This is a genomic window from Paenibacillus sp. Lou8.1 (assembly GCF_024213565.1).
In the GTDB taxonomy this organism is placed as follows: Bacteria; Bacillota; Bacilli; order Paenibacillales; family Paenibacillaceae; genus Paenibacillus; species Paenibacillus polymyxa_B.
This window is the reverse complement of sequence record NZ_JANAVN010000019.1, coordinates 17,987-38,128: the sequence shown is the minus strand read 5'-3', so window position 1 is coordinate 38,128 and position 20,142 is coordinate 17,987. Positions and strand designations below refer to the sequence as shown.

Genomic DNA, 20,142 nt, shown 5'->3' with positions numbered 1-20,142 from the left:
GCTAGCCTGCCGGATAAGGTTTTTTTTGTTTCGTTCTGTTTAACAAGTAGTCTGTACTTGTGTTATGGAAATCAGCTAGTTTAATTAGAATCCTCGTGGGAATGTCAACGTCACCGCGTTCGTAATTGCTATATATTCGCTGACTGCAATTCAAATATTCAGCCATTTGGGTTTGAGTCAAATCTCTATCTTCACGCAAATCTCGGATTCTTTGGTACATCTTACTCACCTCCATACCAAGAATATCTCAGCGAAATAATCGCTATTAATTATTAGCGATTATTTCGCTACTTAGTCGGAGGATTTCATTTAGGTTTAGAGCAAGAAGGGAACAGACGTATGCGCATCCATTTATTGTTTGAAGTATATGATTTTGAGACTCAATATATTTACCACCGTTTCTTACTGCGCTTGCTTCTGTAGACATGATTTATGTTCCCTAATATGGTTTGTTGAAAAATCAAAAGGCCGGCACATTGGCCGACCTGGTTCACCGAGGCTCGAAAGCTGTGGTGTGTTCCTTATTTGATTTTCCATGATACAAATATATCACGCTGAAAGTCTAACGAAGGCCATCATTCGGTCAAAATTATTCAATAAACAGTCTCTTTTCACAGGTTATAATAACCATTTATTATCCAAATCCTATGAATAGATATTATTACAGGAAAAATCATCTACTATATCCCTCTATTTTACAAGTATATATAATTCATGTTAGTATATTGATAGAAATACCAAATGTATGAAGATAGCATTGATTTTATGCAAAAGTTTAAGCAATTGGGTATCACGTCATTATCAGCTCTTATGTTATCATCGTTTACACTTCCTGCTTTCGCTAATGCTCAAGCTGCAAACAACGTAGAATCTTCTATAACTTCAGAGACTAAGATAGACTTGGAAAATGGAATTGTTGATGAAAGAGTAGAACAAGAATTAAGACAAGTTGATTATGATGACCTTTTCAAAACTGTAGGCACTAATCTTGGAATGGTCGATACTCAACGTCCATCTGGGGAAGTAAGTACACAAGGCTGGAGATCAAAGTTCGCAAAAGAAGTAGCGTTAGAATTAATTTCTAAACTAAAAAATATTGGATCATGTGCTTGGAATGAACAGATAAAAATTTATGTAGATAAGATACCACTTTTGACCGACGGTGCAAAAGAAACTTTGAAATATTATCTTGGTTATCAAGTAATAATGCAAGCTTTGGATATCATGGTAGATTTCACAGGCACAGCAGAGGACGGTCTTGCTTACGCTTTAAAATATGTTGGATTACCTGCATGGTTGGCCGAACCCGCATCCAGAGCTATTGTCTTCTTCCTGCTGTAAAACCGAACAAAAGGGGGACTAACGTGTACATACTCGCATTGATTATACTTATTACTACAGGTTTGGTATCCATAGCTGATATTCTGTTTGATATAAAAGATTCCGGTGAAGGAATCCGGTTGATGGTTAAAACTTCACAGGCTCTATTCTTCTTATCATTGTTGTTTTTCACAGTAAAAAGCGGTACCAAGAAAAGAGACTGAACTCGTCACACAGAAAAAGGGTGGAATTGATATAGTTTATCAATTCCACCCTTTTTAGTTATTCGTCGTACGTGTTGATATAACCGCTGCTTCTCCTGGCTTAGCAAACAACTTCACTTCCATAGTTTGTTTGTTCTTTACTCATTTCCAGTCTCAATGCAGTAGCTAAAATACTCAATACCTCGATCTTGATCCTCTTAAACGTGCTCTCGCTAATCCCCATTTCCCCGCAACTAATGTAATCAATCTCCCTGATCATCCAAATAACTGCGCTGGATAACCTCTCGTTGTATACGGGACAATTTGCTCATTGCAAGCTCCAGCAGCCGAACTTTAGCCTTGAAGCTTTGCCTCCCTGTCCACGTTGTATGTGGCGATGTTCTCCGTCTGCTTGGATATTTCATTTGTCGATTGATGCTCTCTATATGAATATGCCTGAGTAATTGCAGCTTCCCGACGTACAAAGCCAATCTGACGATTCTGCCGAACTGTTTCCAAATATTCCTCCACCGCAAGGCTGGTTGATTTTTCGTCGACTGGCAGAATATTGAACGTTAATTGTAAAAACTCCTGCCATTCAGCTTGCAGTCTTCCAAAGTCCATCCGTCGACTAAGTCCTCCGGGTAACCATATTCCAACAATAATTTTCGATAACCCTTAGTCATAGCGTGCTGCTCCTTAGGGAGATTACCTTGATTGTGAATTGACTAAAAAAAGATATATTTTTACGAATATTTGCTGATGACGAGGCATTAAAAAGGTACTTATTTATAATGAAGGGGGAGCTGTATTTATAAATATAAGTCAGAGGTCGTAGGGATTAAGTCTTCTAATTCATATAACAATTAGTAATAAAGATGGTTTTCCATAAATTTGAATAATGTTATTATGTCTTAATGAACTCAACCGAGGTAAATTATGACAACAATTAAAGTGACACCTGAACAACTTATAACTGTCTCTAAGAAATTTGAGCTTGCGCAGCAAACGGCGATGCAAATGAATAGTCAGTTATCGCAGCAAATTTCGTTTATGGAACGATTTTGGGAGGGGATAACAAAGGAGCAATTCTATTATAGATTCCAAACATCTCAGAAGAATATGGCTGACTTTGTTACACTAACAGATTCGATTGCTAGAGAACTACGGCAGCATGCAAATAAGTTTAGATTAGCAGATATGGTGGAGGACGGGAATCTAGACCCAGGTTGCTTGCCACCTCCACCGAATACTTGCGCAGTTCCTGTTGCAGATACACGAAATGCGCTCCAGAAATCGGCGGATAGCTTAACGGAGCTTGGTCAGGATTTTGTAGCAGCTAATTCAGAACGATATGAGAAAAAATTTGATTCAGTCTGGAGCTTCCTAGATTATATGTCGTACGGCATTCCGAAGGGAATGTATCAAGGGTACATGGAACGGGCAGCTAAACAAAACGATTCATGGAATGACATGCTCAATTTCGGTACATTTGGAGTATCGGGCATGATTCAGGGAGCATTTAATCCCACAAATGCATGGTCAAAAGAACATATGGCAAATTTGATTGGTACAGCTGGTTTGATGATAGGTTCTACGACAACTAAAGCGCTGATTAAGCCCAAAAATATTTTGGAGGGGTCTGTAAAGTTTGAATCGACTCAGAGTAAAGCGAATATTTTAAAAGAAAGCGAACAGCGCTTTTCTAATATAAAATCAGACGATTTTAATTATGCTGAAACTGGTGCTCGTAATATTTCTCCAGAGCAATTTTTTAGAGAAGAAGCTATTGCAGAAGAGTTGTATGAAAAATTTAGGAATTTAGGAAATCAAGACGTGGAAGCCATTTCTAAAAATACTGGTTTTTCAGAAAATAGAATTCAAAGAATCAAAGACCATGTTTTTAACGATACCCACATTAAAGATCATGGAATCGGGAGATTTGACCCAGACTTTGAGTTATCACAAGCGTGGGAGAGATTAATGGATGGGAAGTATGTGGATTCTGATGTACAATTACTACATCATGAGCTTTTTGAATCGAGATTTGAAGGCATATTCCATACGAATTACAGAACAGCACATGATAAAACTATAGAATCTGGAAGACCATGGAATTGGGAAAAGATTTATGAGGAGTGAGAATAATGGCCGTATATATAATCATGTTAAAAGATTACGAAGATGAGGAAAGAGTTGTATATAGTTATGGACCGAGTGAAGATGTAATGGGGAAAATAGAATATGACAAAAAAAATGAGGTTATAAATCAAATTTCACCGATAGTTTCAGAGAATTATGCTGACGAATTTTTCTTTAAGAGAGCGGGACGAAGGTTGGCAAGAATGATTATTAAAGAGAATGGAAACTTCGTAGAAAAAACTACTATTGAATCGTAAGTGAAATATATAAACTATCTTTACAAGAATCGTAGAAACAAATGGCGATGCCATTTTAGTTTTTTAAAGTAGCTCTCACATTAGGAGTTACTTTTTTTATTACAAGAGGTGCAGTACGAGGCTTGGGAAATACGTGTAGACAGAAGGCTTTCTTTATAGATGAGAAAGTTTGCTAGTGAAATCGAAGATATTGTAAATTAATTCTAGTTAAGGGGATTACATCTAATTCAGATTATGTTAACAATCAATAATATTAAGGGGAGTACGTAAAGAGGATTTTTGAGAATGGAAGCATTTATTTTACTTTATAAAGAAACAGTATGATGAGACTGTGGTTGTGTATAGATAAGGTCCAAAAAAGAATTCATGAGAGAAAATCCTATTGAATAAAGATACTAAGTTATTTTCTGAGATTGAGCCTATACAAGATTCAAATCATTCAAACACATTTTTATTTTGACAGAGCAGCACAACAAATGGCTCGATGCTTCATTAAAGAAGGGGAGTATTTCCTGATAAAATGACAATTGGATCATAACTAAACTATAATACAATGATTATAACCAGAGCTTTCTCCTTAATTTACTAGAGTGAGCTTTTAGCTTAGTTAGCCAATTACGAAGACTAATGTAATATTTTTTTTCGAAAATGGCTCTTAAGTAATAGGCAAAAAGATCAGGTAACATCGACCAATAGTTCATTTGTATGATACTATAAGTACATAAAGTTGAAATAAGGAAGCAAATTCTTTAATTGTATCTTATTACATTTGATTAGTTTGAGGTGAACTCATGCAAGCTAATAGAAAAAGTATGAATGAAAATGATAATATGATCCTTTTTTCTGAGGTAGAAGGTATGTGCCCTTTCTGTTCTAAAAGCTTACTATATGTGAAAGATGGAATTAGGAGGAAGATATTTGAAGCTGCTCATATTTACCCATTAAATCCAACAAAAGAAGAATCCTTATTGTTAAAAAACGTAGAGAAATTATCTCAAAATGTAAACGATTTGAATAATTTGATTGCCTTATGTCGTGATTGTCATAAAAAATTTGATTCCCCACGAACTATAGAAGAATATAAAAAATTACTCATCATAAAAAAGGAGATTATTAGAAGAAATGAGAGGAGAGCAGACTATCATAGTTATCAAATTGAGGCAGAAATTAAAATAATACTAAATAAACTTGTGGAAAACGAAAATGAATTATCTCCTCAGATTCTAAATTTAGATGCATTGAAAGTTGATGAAAAGGCGAATATAACTCTGAATAGACTTACAAAGAGACGAATTAAAAGTGATGTAGCGGACTACTATTTCTTTGTGAAGGAACAATTTATAATGCTGGACAAAGAATGTCAATATTCCTTTGATACAATTGCTTCTCAAGTAAATACATTTTACCTAAAATTGAAGAAAAATAAACATACACAAGAAGAGATTTATAATCATATGGCTGAATGGTTAAGTAAAAAGACAGAGACGTTCTCTAGAAGCATGTAAAATTATAGTCTCTTTTTTCATACAAAATTGCGAGGTGTTTTCGTGATTATACCAAATAAAGTTATAAACTATAATGATTCGATTATAAATAAAATGTTAGTGCTACTAACCGAACTTTCTCAATCTAATTTCCAAATTAAAGAATTATACTTTAGTACTCAAAATTCTTTTGAAGAGATTGATGAATTTATATATTCTTTGGATGTACTTTATATTCTTAATGCGATTGATGTGGACTTCGATAAAGGAGTAATATTATATGTTGAAACTAATTGAATGTGAGCTATTTCGTAAAAAAAGAATAAAGTTTCACGAGGGCTTAAATGTTGTCTTAGGTGACAACCAAGCATCTAACTCTATTGGAAAATCCACAACAGATCACTGATGAATTTATGGGAGAGTTATTTTATTCTGAAAACTCAAATAATAAAACGATTGTAGTATTGGGTGGATCTGATGGTGAACGAAGTGGTCTTTCGCTTTTGTCAGGACCATTGGCATCTAGAGGTTTTTATGTTTTAACCGTTGGATATTTCAATGAAAAGGGATTGCACGTTTATTATACCTTTAAGCGAAACATTGAACTTAAAAATGGGTGGAGGCGTTTTTACTTGTGGTGGTACTTTAAAAGGAAATTCTTTTGGTCAATCAGATTCTTGGCAGAAAACAATAGAATTTTTTATGAATTAGGGCGTGTCTTCAAACTCAGGCAAGCCAAACCATAATGGTGGCCAAGGCAAAAAAAGACTTGAAAGTACACGCCAATTTATCATAGTGAGTCGCCAGACGACGATAAATTCTTTACTTTATTAAAGAAGCATTCCACCAAATAACGTTTTTTTGTAAACGTCCTGATCATATTTTAGGGTGACTCGGCGATTTTTCTTTCCGGGAATCACTGAAATAGCCAGTTGTTCCTTCAAAAACATGCGAATGACATGGATATCTTACGCGCGGTCGTCAAACACTTGGGATGAACATTCCGGGATTATTCGTTTTAGGCTCCATGTTTTCGACAAACAGTAATGATGGAAGGAGATAAAGGAGTAAACGGTGTTTTATCCCAGTCGGAATATTGATTTTCAATACAAAAGCCGCGGCTCGTTAATAAACGCTGAAGCGTGTCATTATCAGTAAAGCGACATGCAATTCGAGAAATTGTTTTCTCCGATCCCCAATCACGGAATGTGACCCAGTGCATGATCTGGTTACTTGAATCATACGACTGTGTCCCAGATATCTTGACTTTAATTCCATCTTTATCGATAAAATTTCCCCAGATGCTTTCCTCTTGGTTGGATAAATCGGTTCCCAAGGGGTTTCGTGTTTCAAAAACAAATATCCCATTTGATTCTAGGTGCCTGTAGACGGTTTCGAGTAAGGCTCGTTGATCCTCATCGCTCAAAAATGCCTGGAATGCATTTCCTGTCAAATAAATCATGGAAAAACGCTTTTCGGAATCGAATGTACGAGCATCAGCTTCAATAAAATCCACAGGCAAACCTTGAGCTTTAACCCGCGCATATTCAAGCATCGATGAAGAAATATCAACACCTGTTATATGTATCCCCGATTTTGATAAATGAATGGTTGTCAATCCTGTACCACATGCAAGTTCCAGAACCTCGCCTGGGTTCAATCTAGCCATATCAAGATAGAAATTGTATTTATTAGTCTCACCGCCAAATTCAAGATCATAATTAATCGGGTCTCGATACTCTTCAAGATTATCGTGATTTATCAATATGAATCATCCCTTCACTACACTACAGATTTCTTTAAATCATCCTTCATTATACCATCCATTCTCAGTTTTGCTATATATGGAAACCATGTTGATGTTTTATAAAAAAAAGGACTGACGCGCCAGCACTTTTAAAACAAAAAAAGCCGCTAATTTAGCGGATCTGATGAGGCAATATCTTTTTACTGGACGAGAGCGTGTCTTTAAACCTAATTTAACATCACTTGAAGGAATTACACTACTAAGAGATACCATAACCCGTTTAAAAAATGCTGATTTACGTATACGTGATGTTAAGGGAGAACTTTATATTGAAGAACGATAAAGGGGCAACGTTAAAATGGGAAAAATAATGGATGTTAGTTTAACTTTTGAGTCAAAAGATGAAGGTACAATTATAGTAGGAACAAACAAAGGATTAGATCATTTAACCTACCCAGAAATAAAAAAATTATAGGTGATAAAATTCTTATTAAAAATGCAGATCAAGATGAGACGTAAAAAAGGCGGTTTCCCCTTTCGGGGAAACCATTCGTTATGCATAATTCTTTTAAATATTTATGAAATATCCGCATTAACCATGCTCTGAATTTTTTATGTGAAATACTTTTAGTATTCATCCAACTTTGTTATAGGAACTTCTTCATTTCATTAAATGCTAACTCTCTGTGACCTGCTTGGCAGTGTTGCTCACCGCCCGTTTCTTTAGTAAATACTTTGGTTGTAATGGACGCAGCATTGATTAATTCTTGTTGGATTTGAGCGAGTCGGCTAATAGGTACGTATTGATCATCTTCTCCAGCTAGTAAAAGAACATCTTGATTAATGAACGCTCCAATGCCTTGCATCGTGTGTTTTTCGAAATTTTTAATGAGATCAAAAGGCGTTGCTTCACCGGTGTTTTCCATCCCTTTGGTAATCTTCCAATGCAAATCAATATTGTGAGTCATCATCTGTTCGAATAATAAATTCACTTGGTCTACTTCATTACGATCAACGAGTTGCATCATGCCCTGGTAAGTATCTTCTGGCATTCCCATTTTTAAGGCATCTAAACCACAATAGAAAATGTTAAAAGCAACTACTTTATCGATTCTCTTTTCGAAGGCTGCTGCACGCATAGCTAAATACCCTCCCCAAGAAGCACCTACGAGACTTACACGATCTAGTTTGAAATAATCAATCACCGTTGATATGGGCTTTTCCCAGTTATGAATGAATTTTAGGCCGTTTTTTAAAGCAGTTCCTTGGCCTGGACCATCAAATACAATAATGTTGTAATTAATTCCCTTTATGAATTTCATCATTTTAAGCATCTCTTCCATATAAGAATCATACCCACCAAAGACAAGCAATGTTTTCGTAGCTCCAGGTGTCAATAATTTTACAGCAGGAAGATAGGAATCTTCATAAGGAATCTTGTAGGATTCATAATCAAAATCATGAAAGCCTTTATAGAATGTTTCTCTATATTTTCGATACATTTTTTCTTTATTGGGGTCTGTGGTTGCAAGATAAAATTCTGCAGCTTGATAGTAGACTGAGGCTAAGTCATAGTCCTTGCTGTCTTCGCGTTTCTTAGCAAAATTGAGCCAAGCTTCATACCAGCTATGGGTATCTTTTAATTTCGGAATTATTTTTTCCAAGTCAGCTTGTGCTCGATCATCTTCTTGATAATAATCATTGATAAAACGATTGATTTGAAGATTGAACTGTTCGTTATTGACATAGGATTTAAACATATATTGTCCTCCTTCAATTTGGGTATGTGCTTACTATAGAGTATAGTTACTACATAAAAAATAATTAGTATCGCATAATCTGTAAGATATCTTACACGGTATATATAAAGTGTTCGAAAACTTACACATAAGGAGCAAGTGGTTAAATGAATGAAGATATCAGAATTTATAAAACAAAAATAGCTATTGAGCGAGCTTTCATTGAATTACTCCAACAACATAATTTTAAAGATATTACGATCAAAAAAATCTGTGATCAAGCTCTTATCGGACGTTCTACCTTTTATAGTCATTATTTGGATAAGTACGACTTGCTAGAAAAAGTAGTTAAACAGTATGCTTCTGATTTTAAAGTTGAAATTCAGCAGCGTTTTGATTCCACGGAAGATGGCAAGGTGGCAAACGCCATAGAACTTGTAACCGATAATATGATTAAAAATAAGCTCGCAATTTCAACATTGTTAACCGTTCATGAAGTATCCGCGGATTTACGTAAAGAATTTGAACAAATTTTGTTTCGGACTTGTTTAGATTATTTAAAGCAACAGAATTCTTCAACTTCGATCGCATTGGAGTATTTAGCTGAACTATATGCTGCTAACTCAATGACATCTATTCAGTGGGTTTTGAAAAATGGCAAAGATGCTAACATCATTCTTCTTTTAGATCAAATGCAAGAATATATTTTTTCTCAGTTAAAGTCTGATCTATATACAAGTTAGCACGCGTAGAGTATGGGTTGCAGGAATAAACAATGAAGATCTATTTTGTGAAATGCAAAATAACACTTTGTTAAAGTTCAATAACGAATTAACAAAGTGTTATTTTAAATAATCTTCTCGATCACAACATCGTTTCACCAAAGGTAACTTGCTGGAACTTTAACTTTATAATCCTTGGGTAAGTCCTAATATCTGATCATTCACATGTACATTACTTAATCCCCCGTGATAACAAACTACGGATGCAATGTCGAGATCTAAATACTTTTTCAATGAGAGACAAGCTGCATCCATATCCGGTGTGGTCGGGATATGAATTCCCCCGAGAATCCCGTTAACACTGTACATCGAATCCCCGGCAATAAGAGTCTTACTTTGCATTAAATAAAGGCTGATATGACCAGGAGTATGCCCAGGCGTATGGATGACTCGAATTCTGCCGCAATACGGCAGTTCCTGACCATCTATTAAGGTATCGTCCACTTTGCCCTTCGGGGGATTCTCAAGGTGACTATCTTTTAAAAGGGGGATATCCCCCTGAATATACGGCTTATCTAGTTCGTGTGCATAGACTTTGATATGATGGCCACACTCCTGCAAAATCTCAGGAAGACAACCTATATGATCCACATCTTGATGCGTCAAAATCACAACTTTTAGTTTGTCAAACGACACGCCTACCTTTTCCATAGCCACGCGTAAATCTTCCATTTGCCCAGGAAATCCTGTGTCTATTAAAACAGCCGTTTCTTGATCCCACAAAAGAATGGGGTGAATCATATTCCCATGAAAATCTAGCTGAAGCATTTCTACTCCCTGTGAAATTTCCATAATATCGGGCCTCCGCAAAATGAAATTGCCACCCCATGCTAAAATAGGTTCAAGGGGCGAATCCAACTCTGTGGCGTTGCCGTTCCTTAATGTCAATGGATACGGTGCGAATGGATGTAATAGGAATAACAAGCGTCTGATATTGCGTAAGGTATTTAACGAACTTGTCGTCAATCTGATCCAGTACCCCGTCGCATACATGGGTCCCATCTATAAAATGAATAGTTACTTCCTGGCCTTGTAAGCTTGCTAACATGATATCACCTCGTATTATTTCTTGAAGTTTCTTGCAGATCATTAGGTTTTGAGCATACTCTACAAAGAAGTTATCACTTGATCAATAACACCATATTCCAGTGCCTCCTGAGCGGACATGTAAAAATCCCGGTCCATATCTTTTTCGACTTTTTCAAAAGGTTGCCCGGTCCGTTCAGCTGTGATACGGGTTGCCTTTTCACGAGTCCATAAAATTCGTTTTGCGCTGATCGCAATATCGCTGGCCTGACCTTGTGCGCCGCCGTGCGGCTGATGGATCATGATTTCACTGTTCGGCAACGCCGAACGTTTCCCTTTGGCGCCCGCCAGCAACAGGATCGCGCCAAACGAAGCAGCGAATCCCGTACATATCGTGTGTACATCGGGTTTGATGTACTGCATCGTATCATAAATGGCAAATCCTGCGGAAGTAGAGCCACCCGGGCTGTTGATATACATGTAAATTTCTTTTTCCGGATCTTCTGCCGCCAGGAACAATAATTGAGCAATAATACTGTTAGCCAAATGATCATCGATGGCTGCCCCGACAAACACAATACGATCCTTTAAGAGTCTGGAATAGATATCGTACGATCTTTCACCTTGAGCGGTTTGCTCAACAACATAAGGAACATAAACACTCATTTTGATACCCCCAATTTCCCGTTTTCAGTTGATTTCTCCTTGTAAACGAACCGAGGCCGTAAAAAGATACGGAGGTTTCAATGGGAAAACGATTTGCGTAAATGGTGTAACTTTTACAACCACTTGTTCGTTTACATTGGAGGTAACAAATGGCTTTGCTCTAGGAAAGGGCAGAATAAGACTGTGGAGGAGAGGACCTATGCGCATAGATGATTCTATACAAATGACAGATAATACAATAAACATCGAGAACTTGGAGGAATTACAGGCGGTCCTGAAACGTTACTGTCTGTCGCTTACGAAATCAAATTGGGATGCGGAAGAACTGGCTCAGGACACTTGGATAAAAGCATTAGGTAAGTTAAATAGCTTCGAGCATACAAACCCCAAAGCGCTTTTGCTACGAATTGCTAAGAACACCTGGATTGATGATATACGGAGAAAAGCAGTCTACACTCGAATATTGAATAGGGAACAAGCGAAAGTAACTGTACCGGATCATGGATCTTTTGAAATCGAGATAGCGTTGCAGTCCTTAATGAAACATTTATCTCCGCTTCAGAGAACTGTTTTTTTGCTGCGAGATGTGTTTGGATATTCGATTAGCGAGACATCCGACATGCTCGAAACAACGGAGGGAGCGGTAAAAGTTGCACTCCACCGGGCACGAAAATCGCTTGAAGCAGTCAAGAAGGATATCCTCAAAGGAGAGTTATCCTTACCGGAAAGTGAAAACTCGAAGACTTTTCTAAGGGCGTTGACGGCGGCATATCAGATGGGAGATATTGCAGCAATGGTTATGCTCTCCCATCAGGATGAAATGGAGCCGGACGTGGTGATCGGAATCGTCAATCACAAGCTGCACCGGAGTCTCGCATTAGTAAAACAAACGGATTCCCATACCATGAGTATGATAGCGGCGTAGTTTGCGAAGAGAAATGCGGGGCTGATCATAGTAGTTGTTTCTGACCCGGGGGTAGTGTCAGCTTCGCTAGTACTACCCCGTGTAGATCAAGAGGGTACTAGCGATACATAGGACAAGCACATTGCGAATTTGTCTAGCAAAGCAACCTACCTAAACGAAATGAGTGTAATATTCCAAACGCACTTTTATTGATAACGATGCAAGAAGCCATCAACTAATTTGGCGTTTGTCATCTGAGTTACGGACTGATTTTCCAGTTCCACGGCCATATCATCATCCGTCATGGACACGAAAAAAATAATATCTTCTTTGGATTGGCAGAATTGATTAAAAAGTACATCGTCTGTTTCCTTAACTACCTTGGCCATAATTTTTATCATTTCATCTTTATAGTCAAACACATTTTCGGTTGCATACAGAAATTTGCTAATATGATTGAGATGTGTTGTATCGCCATATTGATATTCGCTTAATCCCCATCTATAATCATTTTCATCTTCCTTGCTGTTGCACAGGTCTTGGGCTTTCATGTTTGTGATATGTCTAACAAGTGATTCCTCCGTATTAACAGCAAGAAACAAGGTGATAAAATCGCTGTCTGTGCCAAAAGCACAAGCGTAAACCTGCTCATTCTTCACTTCTTCCAGTATGCTTTTAAGATCATCCAAAAATCCTGCCCTAAATCTTTCCTCAAATTCATTTAGAAAATTGTTCATCTGGTTCATATACTCCTTTATCAGTTTTATACTTGCTTAGAAAACCCTTTTATTTGTTTTAAAAAAAGTTGTTATAATTGTTAGATCAGTGTGTAGAGATATTGGTACTAGTTTTAATGACCAAAAATACATGTCGCATGATACGTCTACCATCTGAAATATTATTATTTCGGAGGGAAACAATATGTATAAGGAAGAAAGACTGCCTCAAAACGCAAAAGAAGGTATATTATTTTTATTGATTATTTCAATTATTTCAGTAAACACGATCGCCCCCATTATTATGGGATTGGAACGAGGCTTTAGTAAAGAAAACTATTTAGAAACGCTAAAGATTATTCCGTTTATGTGGATTATCGTTGTTTTGTTAGTAAGATTGGTTGCAGGACCGTTAGTGGGTAAAGTGATACCCAAATTCGTAGGACAAACAGATGGATTTAATGCTAGAGTTTTATTGAATACTTTATTGAATGTTACAGTCTTATCTATGCTTCTAACCATTATAGGAACTTGGGTTGGTACGAAACAAATAAGCCTAGAACCTTTTCAGAACTTCTTTCACAGTTGGTTTAGAAATTTTGGTGTAGCATTTTGGATTGAGCTATTGGTCGCTCAGCCAATAGCAAGATTTGCAATGAAAAAAATACACGCAAGACAGGCTAGCAAAGCAGAGAGTGTAAATCCGTAATACGATACCAAAGGCATAATAAAAAAACCGTATAACAACGTGGTTTTTCGTAAATCGGTAAAGTTACAAACTATATAAAACAAGCGCTGGTCCCAAGCTGGAACCAGCGCTTTTTCGCGTTTCGGATTACGAACTTTCGTCAGGCCAAGGAGGGCGGGTGGCGACTTATTTTCCTAAAATGACGCATTGCTGTCCGTTCTCCTCTATTCTTACTGGGCCGTTAAAATCAGTGGTCCGTCCGCAGTAACTGCGATCGTATGCTCATATTGCGCCGACAACTTGCCGTCGGCCGTTCTCGCCGTCCACTGATCGTCGTCGATCGTGATACGGAACGTACCTTCGTTGAGCATCGGTTCAATCGTAAACACCATGCCTTCCTTTAACCGAATGCCTTTGCCGGCTACGCCGATATGCTCGTAGCTCGGCTCCTCGTGCAGGCTCCGCCCGATCCCATGCGCCAGCAGATCGCGTACGACTGAATACCCGTTCGCTTCCGCATGTTGTTGAATCGCCGACGTTATGTCGCCGAGCCGGCCCCCCGGGAGTGCCCGGGCGATCCCCATATCCAAGCATTCCTTTGTCACCTTCATTAATTTTTGCGCTTCCGGCCGGATATTGCCCACCGCATAGCACCAGCACGAATCGCCAAACCATCCACCGTATTCCACGACGATGTCGAGCTTCAGCAAGTCACCGTCCATAAGCGCCTGGTTCGAAGGAATGCCGTGGGCCACCACATCGTTGACCGAAATGCAGGTTTCGGCGGGGAAACCGTTGTACCCTTTCGTAAACTGCTTGCCACCCAGCTTGGTGATGTGTCTGGCAACAAAGTCATTGATTTCCCGGGTGGTGATCCCAGGCTCGATCAGTTTGGCCACCTCGCGGTAGCAGTCCGCAACGATTTGGCTCGCCGGCTTCATCTCTTCGATTTCCCTAGGTGATTTTAAAATGATCATTTTTGTCTATTCGCTCCTTATCAATTCTATAATTTTAAAAACCGGACGATATCTTCGGCCTCCTCGTGCAGCTTTCCGCGGCGAAGCGAAAGCGACGCGCAGCCGACCAAGGCGGCCAGCAGCATTTCCGCGCGCTGTAGCCGATACGGTGGCTCAGCCGCGTTTCCGCCGGAAGCGGCAGCCCCGTCCGCCGCACGACCGGTTTCCAGCAGCGCGGCAAGCGGCGCGAGCACCTCCCGGCGAAAGGCAGCCGAGAGTGGGGCAGAGCGCGCTTCAGGCAGCGAGGCAAAGCCCTCACCGGCCAGCTTATGCAGCAGGTACAAGGCGTGGTCCTCCGCCCAAAGCTGCAGCAGCCAAATGCCGGCGACGGCGACGGAGCCAAGCTCTGTGGAAGCGGCCGTTTCGCGGCTGCTGCTTTGGGAATCCGCGGCAGCCGAGTTCCCGGTGTCCGCCGCCGCAGCCAAGCCGAATTGCCCGCCCGCCGGTGCCTCCCCCGAAGCCGAAGCGCGCGGGGCCTCCAGCCATCCCCCGGCCCGCTCCAACGCGTCCCAAAGCAGATCGTGGAGCAAATTGCCCTTGTTGCTGTAATAATGGTATACCGTGCCATAGCCGAGTCCCGCCTGCACGGCCACATCGCGGATTTCCAGTAAAGGCCCTTTATTCAAAAACACATCGGCAGCGGCTTTTCGGATTTGCGCCAGACGCCGCAGCCGGATCTCTTCGTTTTGTTCCTTCGTACGTGGAGACATCTCGTCCGTTCACCTCTTTTATTTTTGACATACTCTTATGTCAATATAAAACATCGGCTTGCGAATAACAAGAGTCGGGCAAACAAAAGTCCCGGCAACACCTCATAAACGAATGAAGATCAGTTATTTATCAGCTCAATTTTAATGGTTTGATTGTACTGATATCATTTAGCTGGTCCCAGGTGAGCAGAAGTTATGCTATACTTGCGAAGTAAAAGGGGGTGCCTACTGATGGAGAATCTATTGGGATTGTCTGTGACTTCTTACACTCATGCAAAGCCAATTATTAGGAAAGCGTTACTTTGTATGGGGCGAAACAATTTTTAACGCTACAAGCTTTTTTAATATTTTTGGCTTTGCACCTTATTTTAAAGAATCAAAATAAGGGGCGAGCAAAATTGAGATATACGAATGCTACAAAAGTTTTACCTCAAAAATTAATTATGGAAATCCAAAAATATGTTCAAGGAGAGACGCTGTATATTCCTAAGCCAAAAACGGAATATATGGATTGGGGAAGTTTGAGTGGCGGGAGAAGGTTGCTTGAACAGCGAAATGCTGCAATCAGAAATGCTTTTCAAAATAGCAGCAGTATCGAGCAATTAGCTAAGGAGTTTTTCCTCTCTACCGAAACCATTAAGAAAATTGTGTATTCACATAAAAATACCTAGTTTGCAAAGTGGCGTGGTGCTATACTCGCGTCAATGAATTTAATTTTGGCCTCATAACATGGTGAGCTTAGGGCGTGACCGGATGATCGTGGTGAAAAATCAATCCGGTCACGTCTTTTTGTTTGGCAAAAGGTTTGATGTGTGTTCGCATTTCATTTTCTCTCTTGAGCTTTTTTACATACCGTTCTTGATCCCAAAATTCCGTTCACCCTCCCCGATGATCCAACAGACCCATTCTATTTCAAAGGCTGTACTTCATTTTTTCATTATTGTTTTTATGCCAAAAATGATTCTAAATCGTTGTTTTCATTTATTAAGCTTATTTTAATCTTTAAAATATGAATATAAACAACAGCAACAATTAAAGGGAAAAATGTATTGATTCATTGTCTTAAAACAAGAAAGTGAGGAAACGATTACTATGGGAGAGCAAAAAAGTAGAAGTAGACATCTGATTGATCCGGAAATTATCAGTGCAGTTGATTTAATACCAACAACCGATCTTACCGAATCTACACTAATGGAAGCACGTAAAAATCAATCTCAAATGATGCAACAAATAGATGTAACGCAGATGTTCCCTATTACATTAGAAAAAAAGGTTGTGCCAAGTTACTTTAGTGGTCCAGATATTCAAATAGAAATCATTAAGCCCAAACATTCAAAGCATCATAAGATGCCTCTATATTATTCGATACACGGAGGCGGGATGGTCTTAGGAAGTCCAGTCGTGGATCGTCCTGCTAATGCATCTCTTGCTGCACAACATGGTTTCTGTTGTGTATCCGTGTACTATCGCCTAGCACCAGAGCATGTGCAGCCAAGTCAGTTACAGGATTGTTATTCGGGCCTAAAATGGTGTATTGAACATGCGGAAGAGTTAGGGATAGATACTCAGAAAGTTGCCGTAGGGGGCAGCAGCGCTGGCGGCGGTCTGGCGGCTGGCCTAGCCTTGTACATTCGTGATCAGAAGGAATTCGAAATCCATCATCTAAGATTGATGAGGCCAATGCTAGACGATCGGACAAGTACTGCACCAGAGCATCCATACGCAGGAGAGTTTATTTGGACAAAACAAAGTAATTATTTTGGCTGGAAATCTGTATTGGGGGAAGAACCGGGTCAAGAGGAGGTAAATGAGTATTATGCGCCGGCCCGTGCTAAGTCATTGGCCGGGTTACCACCGACTTATATAAATATAGGTACCATTGATTTATTCATTGATGAAGCCTTGGTTTTTGCAAAACAACTGGCTTTTGATGGAGTCTTAGTGGAATTACATGTCTATCCCGGATACCATCATATGTCTCCTGCGTTTCCGGATGCACATTTTTCAAAAGAAGGGGCCAGAACAAGTGAATACGCCTTACTGAAAGCGCTGGAGATCTTTGATATAAATACTAATGAGTAAAATGCTAAACTCTAATAAGCTCCGACTGCAGTAAATAAAGCACTGATGAAGAATATCCATCAGTGCTTCAGTGTTTATTCATGCCTACTTATGATCTGAATAAACAATTTATGGATAGATACGGTTGAGAGTCATTGATACTTCGTAACAATATATTAATTCTAATCTGATATCATCTTTTTTTCACCTCTTCCGACTTTTACCACCCATTTAGGGTAAAATAGTACCAAGCATAAAATCCAACTACGGAAGTGGTGATGTCCCATGACAACGAGCAGCAAACCGAATAGACTATCCAAGGAAAAATCACCGTATTTGCTACAGCATGCTCACAATCCGGTAAATTGGTTCCCTTGGTCAGATGAGGCCTTTGGAATTGCTAAACGTGATAACAAGCCTATTTTCCTATCTGTTGGCTATTCTACTTGCCATTGGTGCCATGTAATGGGGAGAGAATCTTTCGAGGATGAAGAAGTGGCTGAGCTATTAAACAGGGATTACGTATCCATTAAGGTGGATCGTGAAGAACGTCCAGATGTGGATCATATCTATATGTCCATCTGCCAGACGATGACAGGGCATGGAGGCTGGCCACTGACAATATTGATGACGCCGGATCAGAAGCCTTTTTTTGCGGGGACGTATTTGCCCAAGGAGCAAAAGTATGGCCGTGTCGGACTGTTGGAGCTGCTGAACAAGGTGGGCGCCCGGTGGAAAGAACAGCCCGAAGAGCTGGTGGAGCTGAGTGAGCAGGTGCTAACCGAGCATGAGCGGCAGGACTTGCTTGCAGGTTATCGCGGTGAACTGGATGAACAGAGCTTGAATAAAGCTTTCCATGAATACAGCCACACCTTCGATAAGGAATATGGCGGCTTCGGGGAAGCTCCTAAGTTCCCTTCTCCGCATAACCTGTCTTTTCTGCTGCGATATGCACAGCATACGGGGAATCAACAGGCACTGGAAATGGCAGAGAAAACGCTAGATGCGATGTCCCGTGGCGGAATCTACGACCACGTAGGCATGGGGTTCTCACGATACTCCGTGGACGAGAAATGGTTGGTGCCGCATTTTGAAAAAATGCTGTATGACAATGCTCTGTTGGCCATCGCGTATACAGAAGCTTGGCAGGTGACAGGCAAGGAACTGTACCGACGGATTACAGAACAAATCTTTACATATATCGCAAGAGACATGACGGATGCAGAAGGTGCCTTTTATTCGGCGGAGGATGCGGATTCCGAAGGAGAAGAGGGGAGATTCTATGTCTGGGACCACTCTGAGGTAAGGGCTATACTAGGCGATGAGGATGCCGCCTTTTTCAACGATTTGTATGGGATTACACCTTACGGCAATTTTGAAGGCCACAACATTCCAAACCTGATTGATATCAATCTGGAAGCCTATCGGATCAAGCATGACTTGACTGAGCAGGAACTGGAGCAGCGGGTTAGTGAGCTGCGCGCCAAGCTGTTTGCTGCCAGAAAGCAGCGGGTTCATCCTCATAAGGATGACAAGATTTTGACCTCGTGGAACGGGTTGATGATTGCTGCTCTTGCGAAGGCGGGACAAGCTTTTGGAGACACAAGATATACAGAGCAAGCTCGGAAGGCTGAGACGTTTTTGTGGAACCATTTGAGACAGGAGAATGGACGGCTGTTGGCACGTTATCGGGACGGAGAAGCAGCTTATCCCGGTTATGTAGATGATTATGCTTTTTATGTGTGGGGCTTGATCGAGCTGTACCAGGCGACCTTCGATATAGAGTATCTGCAACGGGCGTTGACGCTCAATCAAAATATGATCGACTTATTCTGGGATGAGGAACGGGACGGATTATTCTTTTATGGGTCAGATAGTGAGCAGCTAATTGCCAAGCCTAAAGAAATCTATGACGGTGCGATTCCGTCGGGTAACAGCATTGCGGCTCATAATTTTGTGCGGCTTGCACGGCTAACGGGTGAATCCCGATTGGAGAATTATGCAGCCAAGCAGTTTAAGGCTTTTGGCGGCATGGTTGCTCATTACCCGTCAGGCTGCTCAGCCTTGCTCAGCGCGTTGCTGTATGCAACAGGAACGACAAAAGAGATTGTGATTGTAGGTCATAGGGACGATCCGCAGACCGTACAGTTCATTCAGGCGATTCGAGCGGGGTTCAGGCCGAATACGGTCGTTATTTTGAAGGATGAAGGACAGTCGGAGATTGCAGAGACGGCTTCTTATATCCGTGATTACGATCTTGTGGAAGGCAAACCAGCTGTATATGTGTGTGAGCATTTTACCTGTCAGGCACCTGTTACCAGGCTTGAAGATCTGAAGGTGGTGTTGGATTGAACTGAATAAAGCGATCAAACCTAATCCCCTTGGGGGTAGTAAGCATAAGGTGATTTTCGAAAATGACCCTATGTTTGCTACCTACAAGGGGATTATTTTCATATTAAGAGGTAGGTATAGTGAGATGAAACTAATATTTTCTTAACATATGCTATGCATTTTTTTTAATATTTTTTAGGTATATTATATCAAAGAACCGGTTCCGACCAGCCTTGCTGTTTTCGAAAATAAGTACATATACCTATTTAACTAGCGTGTTTATATCTTTTATGTCCAAGCGTTTTAGCAGCAGATGTGAAAAATGTGAAAGTGAGTCTGTCGGGTGATTG

The 20,142-nt window shown here is 40.0% G+C and carries 23 protein-coding genes; 13 read left to right on the top strand and 10 right to left on the bottom strand.

Going from position 1 to position 20,142, the window contains the following annotated elements:
* Window position 1: 1 nt before the first annotated feature.
* Entirely contained in the window at window positions 2-220 is a 219-nt protein-coding gene (locus NLX78_RS23270; RefSeq protein WP_044645949.1) for a helix-turn-helix domain-containing protein, read from the bottom strand.
* A 545-nt stretch (window positions 221-765) separates the two neighbouring features.
* Between NLX78_RS23270 and NLX78_RS23265 the strand changes: the two genes are divergently transcribed.
* Window positions 766-1,341 carry a hypothetical protein gene (locus tag NLX78_RS23265; RefSeq protein ID WP_250261425.1) on the top strand — a complete coding sequence of 192 codons (576 nt, stop codon included), beginning with the start codon at window positions 766-768 and terminating at the stop codon, window positions 1,339-1,341.
* 536 nt (window positions 1,342-1,877) lie between these two features.
* Here the strand turns inward: NLX78_RS23265 and NLX78_RS23260 are convergent.
* Entirely contained in the window at window positions 1,878-2,147 is a 270-nt protein-coding gene (locus NLX78_RS23260) for a hypothetical protein (RefSeq protein ID WP_254351655.1), read from the bottom strand.
* 315 nt (window positions 2,148-2,462) lie between these two features.
* On the opposite strand from NLX78_RS23260, the gene NLX78_RS23255 reads away from it, so the two are divergent.
* From NLX78_RS23255 to NLX78_RS23240, 6 genes are all read left to right on the top strand, one after another.
* Complete coding sequence (locus NLX78_RS23255; protein ID WP_250261423.1) at window positions 2,463-3,665, top strand: WXG100 family type VII secretion target; 1,203 nt, start codon at window positions 2,463-2,465, stop codon at window positions 3,663-3,665.
* Between the two features lie 5 nt (window positions 3,666-3,670).
* A complete protein-coding gene (locus NLX78_RS23250) occupies window positions 3,671-3,922 on the top strand; it encodes a hypothetical protein (protein ID WP_250261422.1) in 252 nt (83 codons plus the stop codon).
* An 812-nt stretch (window positions 3,923-4,734) separates the two neighbouring features.
* Window positions 4,735-5,427, top strand: a complete 693-nt coding sequence (locus tag NLX78_RS23245; protein ID WP_254351654.1) for an ABC-three component system protein — start codon at window positions 4,735-4,737, stop codon at window positions 5,425-5,427.
* Between the two features lies 1 nt (window position 5,428).
* Window positions 5,429-5,473, top strand: coding sequence for a hypothetical protein (locus NLX78_RS26935; RefSeq protein WP_483311693.1), 45 nt, complete (start codon window positions 5,429-5,431; stop codon window positions 5,471-5,473).
* A complete protein-coding gene (locus tag NLX78_RS26815) occupies window positions 5,470-5,703 on the top strand; it encodes an ABC-three component system middle component 7 (protein ID WP_323873418.1) in 234 nt (77 codons plus the stop codon). The genes NLX78_RS26935 and NLX78_RS26815 overlap by 4 nt, the downstream gene beginning before the upstream one ends.
* A gap of 83 nt (window positions 5,704-5,786) precedes the next feature.
* A complete protein-coding gene (locus NLX78_RS23240; RefSeq protein ID WP_254351653.1) occupies window positions 5,787-6,152 on the top strand; it encodes a hypothetical protein in 366 nt (121 codons plus the stop codon).
* 272 nt (window positions 6,153-6,424) lie between these two features.
* On the opposite strand, the gene NLX78_RS23235 is transcribed toward NLX78_RS23240, so the two are convergent.
* Window positions 6,425-7,171 carry a class I SAM-dependent DNA methyltransferase gene (locus NLX78_RS23235; protein ID WP_081112457.1) on the bottom strand — a complete coding sequence of 249 codons (747 nt, stop codon included), beginning with the start codon at window positions 7,169-7,171 and terminating at the stop codon, window positions 6,425-6,427.
* A gap of 629 nt (window positions 7,172-7,800) precedes the next feature.
* Window positions 7,801-8,913, bottom strand: a complete 1,113-nt coding sequence (locus NLX78_RS23230) for an alpha/beta fold hydrolase (RefSeq protein ID WP_254351652.1) — start codon at window positions 8,911-8,913, stop codon at window positions 7,801-7,803.
* A gap of 146 nt (window positions 8,914-9,059) precedes the next feature.
* On the opposite strand from NLX78_RS23230, the gene NLX78_RS23225 reads away from it, so the two are divergent.
* The gene (locus NLX78_RS23225) at window positions 9,060-9,635 is read left to right on the top strand and encodes a TetR/AcrR family transcriptional regulator (protein ID WP_254351651.1); all 576 of its coding nucleotides are present in this window, start codon (window positions 9,060-9,062) and stop codon (window positions 9,633-9,635) included.
* Window positions 9,636-9,800: 165 nt separating this feature from the next.
* Here NLX78_RS23225 and NLX78_RS23220 read toward each other — a convergent pair whose 3' ends face one another.
* From NLX78_RS23220 to clpP, 3 genes are read right to left on the bottom strand one after another with little or no spacing between them, the layout of a single operon-like run.
* Window positions 9,801-10,466 (bottom strand): MBL fold metallo-hydrolase, encoded by a 666-nt coding sequence (locus tag NLX78_RS23220; protein WP_254351650.1) that lies wholly within the window; start codon window positions 10,464-10,466, stop codon window positions 9,801-9,803.
* A 49-nt stretch (window positions 10,467-10,515) separates the two neighbouring features.
* On the bottom strand, window positions 10,516-10,722 hold the full coding sequence (locus NLX78_RS23215) for a hypothetical protein (RefSeq protein WP_254351649.1): 207 nt from the start codon (window positions 10,720-10,722) through the stop codon (window positions 10,516-10,518).
* Between the two features lie 59 nt (window positions 10,723-10,781).
* Window positions 10,782-11,366, bottom strand: a complete 585-nt coding sequence (gene clpP / locus NLX78_RS23210; protein ID WP_254351648.1) for an ATP-dependent Clp endopeptidase proteolytic subunit ClpP — start codon at window positions 11,364-11,366, stop codon at window positions 10,782-10,784.
* A 223-nt stretch (window positions 11,367-11,589) separates the two neighbouring features.
* Between clpP and NLX78_RS23205 the strand changes: the two genes are divergently transcribed.
* Window positions 11,590-12,291 (top strand): RNA polymerase sigma factor, encoded by a 702-nt coding sequence (locus NLX78_RS23205; protein ID WP_254351647.1) that lies wholly within the window; start codon window positions 11,590-11,592, stop codon window positions 12,289-12,291.
* A 185-nt stretch (window positions 12,292-12,476) separates the two neighbouring features.
* Here NLX78_RS23205 and NLX78_RS23200 read toward each other — a convergent pair whose 3' ends face one another.
* Window positions 12,477-13,007 carry a DUF4303 domain-containing protein gene (locus NLX78_RS23200; RefSeq protein ID WP_254351646.1) on the bottom strand — a complete coding sequence of 177 codons (531 nt, stop codon included), beginning with the start codon at window positions 13,005-13,007 and terminating at the stop codon, window positions 12,477-12,479.
* Between the two features lie 184 nt (window positions 13,008-13,191).
* Between NLX78_RS23200 and NLX78_RS23195 the strand changes: the two genes are divergently transcribed.
* Window positions 13,192-13,695 carry a DUF2798 domain-containing protein gene (locus NLX78_RS23195; protein WP_254351645.1) on the top strand — a complete coding sequence of 168 codons (504 nt, stop codon included), beginning with the start codon at window positions 13,192-13,194 and terminating at the stop codon, window positions 13,693-13,695.
* A gap of 209 nt (window positions 13,696-13,904) precedes the next feature.
* Here NLX78_RS23195 and map read toward each other — a convergent pair whose 3' ends face one another.
* Window positions 13,905-14,651 (bottom strand): type I methionyl aminopeptidase, encoded by a 747-nt coding sequence (map, locus tag NLX78_RS23190; protein WP_254351644.1) that lies wholly within the window; start codon window positions 14,649-14,651, stop codon window positions 13,905-13,907.
* A 26-nt stretch (window positions 14,652-14,677) separates the two neighbouring features.
* Window positions 14,678-15,400, bottom strand: coding sequence for a TetR/AcrR family transcriptional regulator (locus tag NLX78_RS23185; RefSeq protein ID WP_254351643.1), 723 nt, complete (start codon window positions 15,398-15,400; stop codon window positions 14,678-14,680).
* 398 nt (window positions 15,401-15,798) lie between these two features.
* Here NLX78_RS23185 and NLX78_RS23180 point away from each other — a divergent pair, with 398 nt between their 5' ends.
* The 3 genes from NLX78_RS23180 (at window position 15,799) to NLX78_RS23170 (ending at window position 19,813) form a co-directional block, all read left to right on the top strand.
* The gene (locus tag NLX78_RS23180) at window positions 15,799-16,071 is read left to right on the top strand and encodes a CD3324 family protein (protein WP_076161227.1); all 273 of its coding nucleotides are present in this window, start codon (window positions 15,799-15,801) and stop codon (window positions 16,069-16,071) included.
* 421 nt (window positions 16,072-16,492) lie between these two features.
* Window positions 16,493-17,482 (top strand): alpha/beta hydrolase fold domain-containing protein, encoded by a 990-nt coding sequence (locus NLX78_RS23175; protein WP_250261409.1) that lies wholly within the window; start codon window positions 16,493-16,495, stop codon window positions 17,480-17,482.
* Between the two features lie 264 nt (window positions 17,483-17,746).
* Window positions 17,747-19,813, top strand: coding sequence for a thioredoxin domain-containing protein (locus NLX78_RS23170; RefSeq protein WP_254351642.1), 2,067 nt, complete (start codon window positions 17,747-17,749; stop codon window positions 19,811-19,813).
* Window positions 19,814-20,142: the final 329 nt, after the last annotated feature.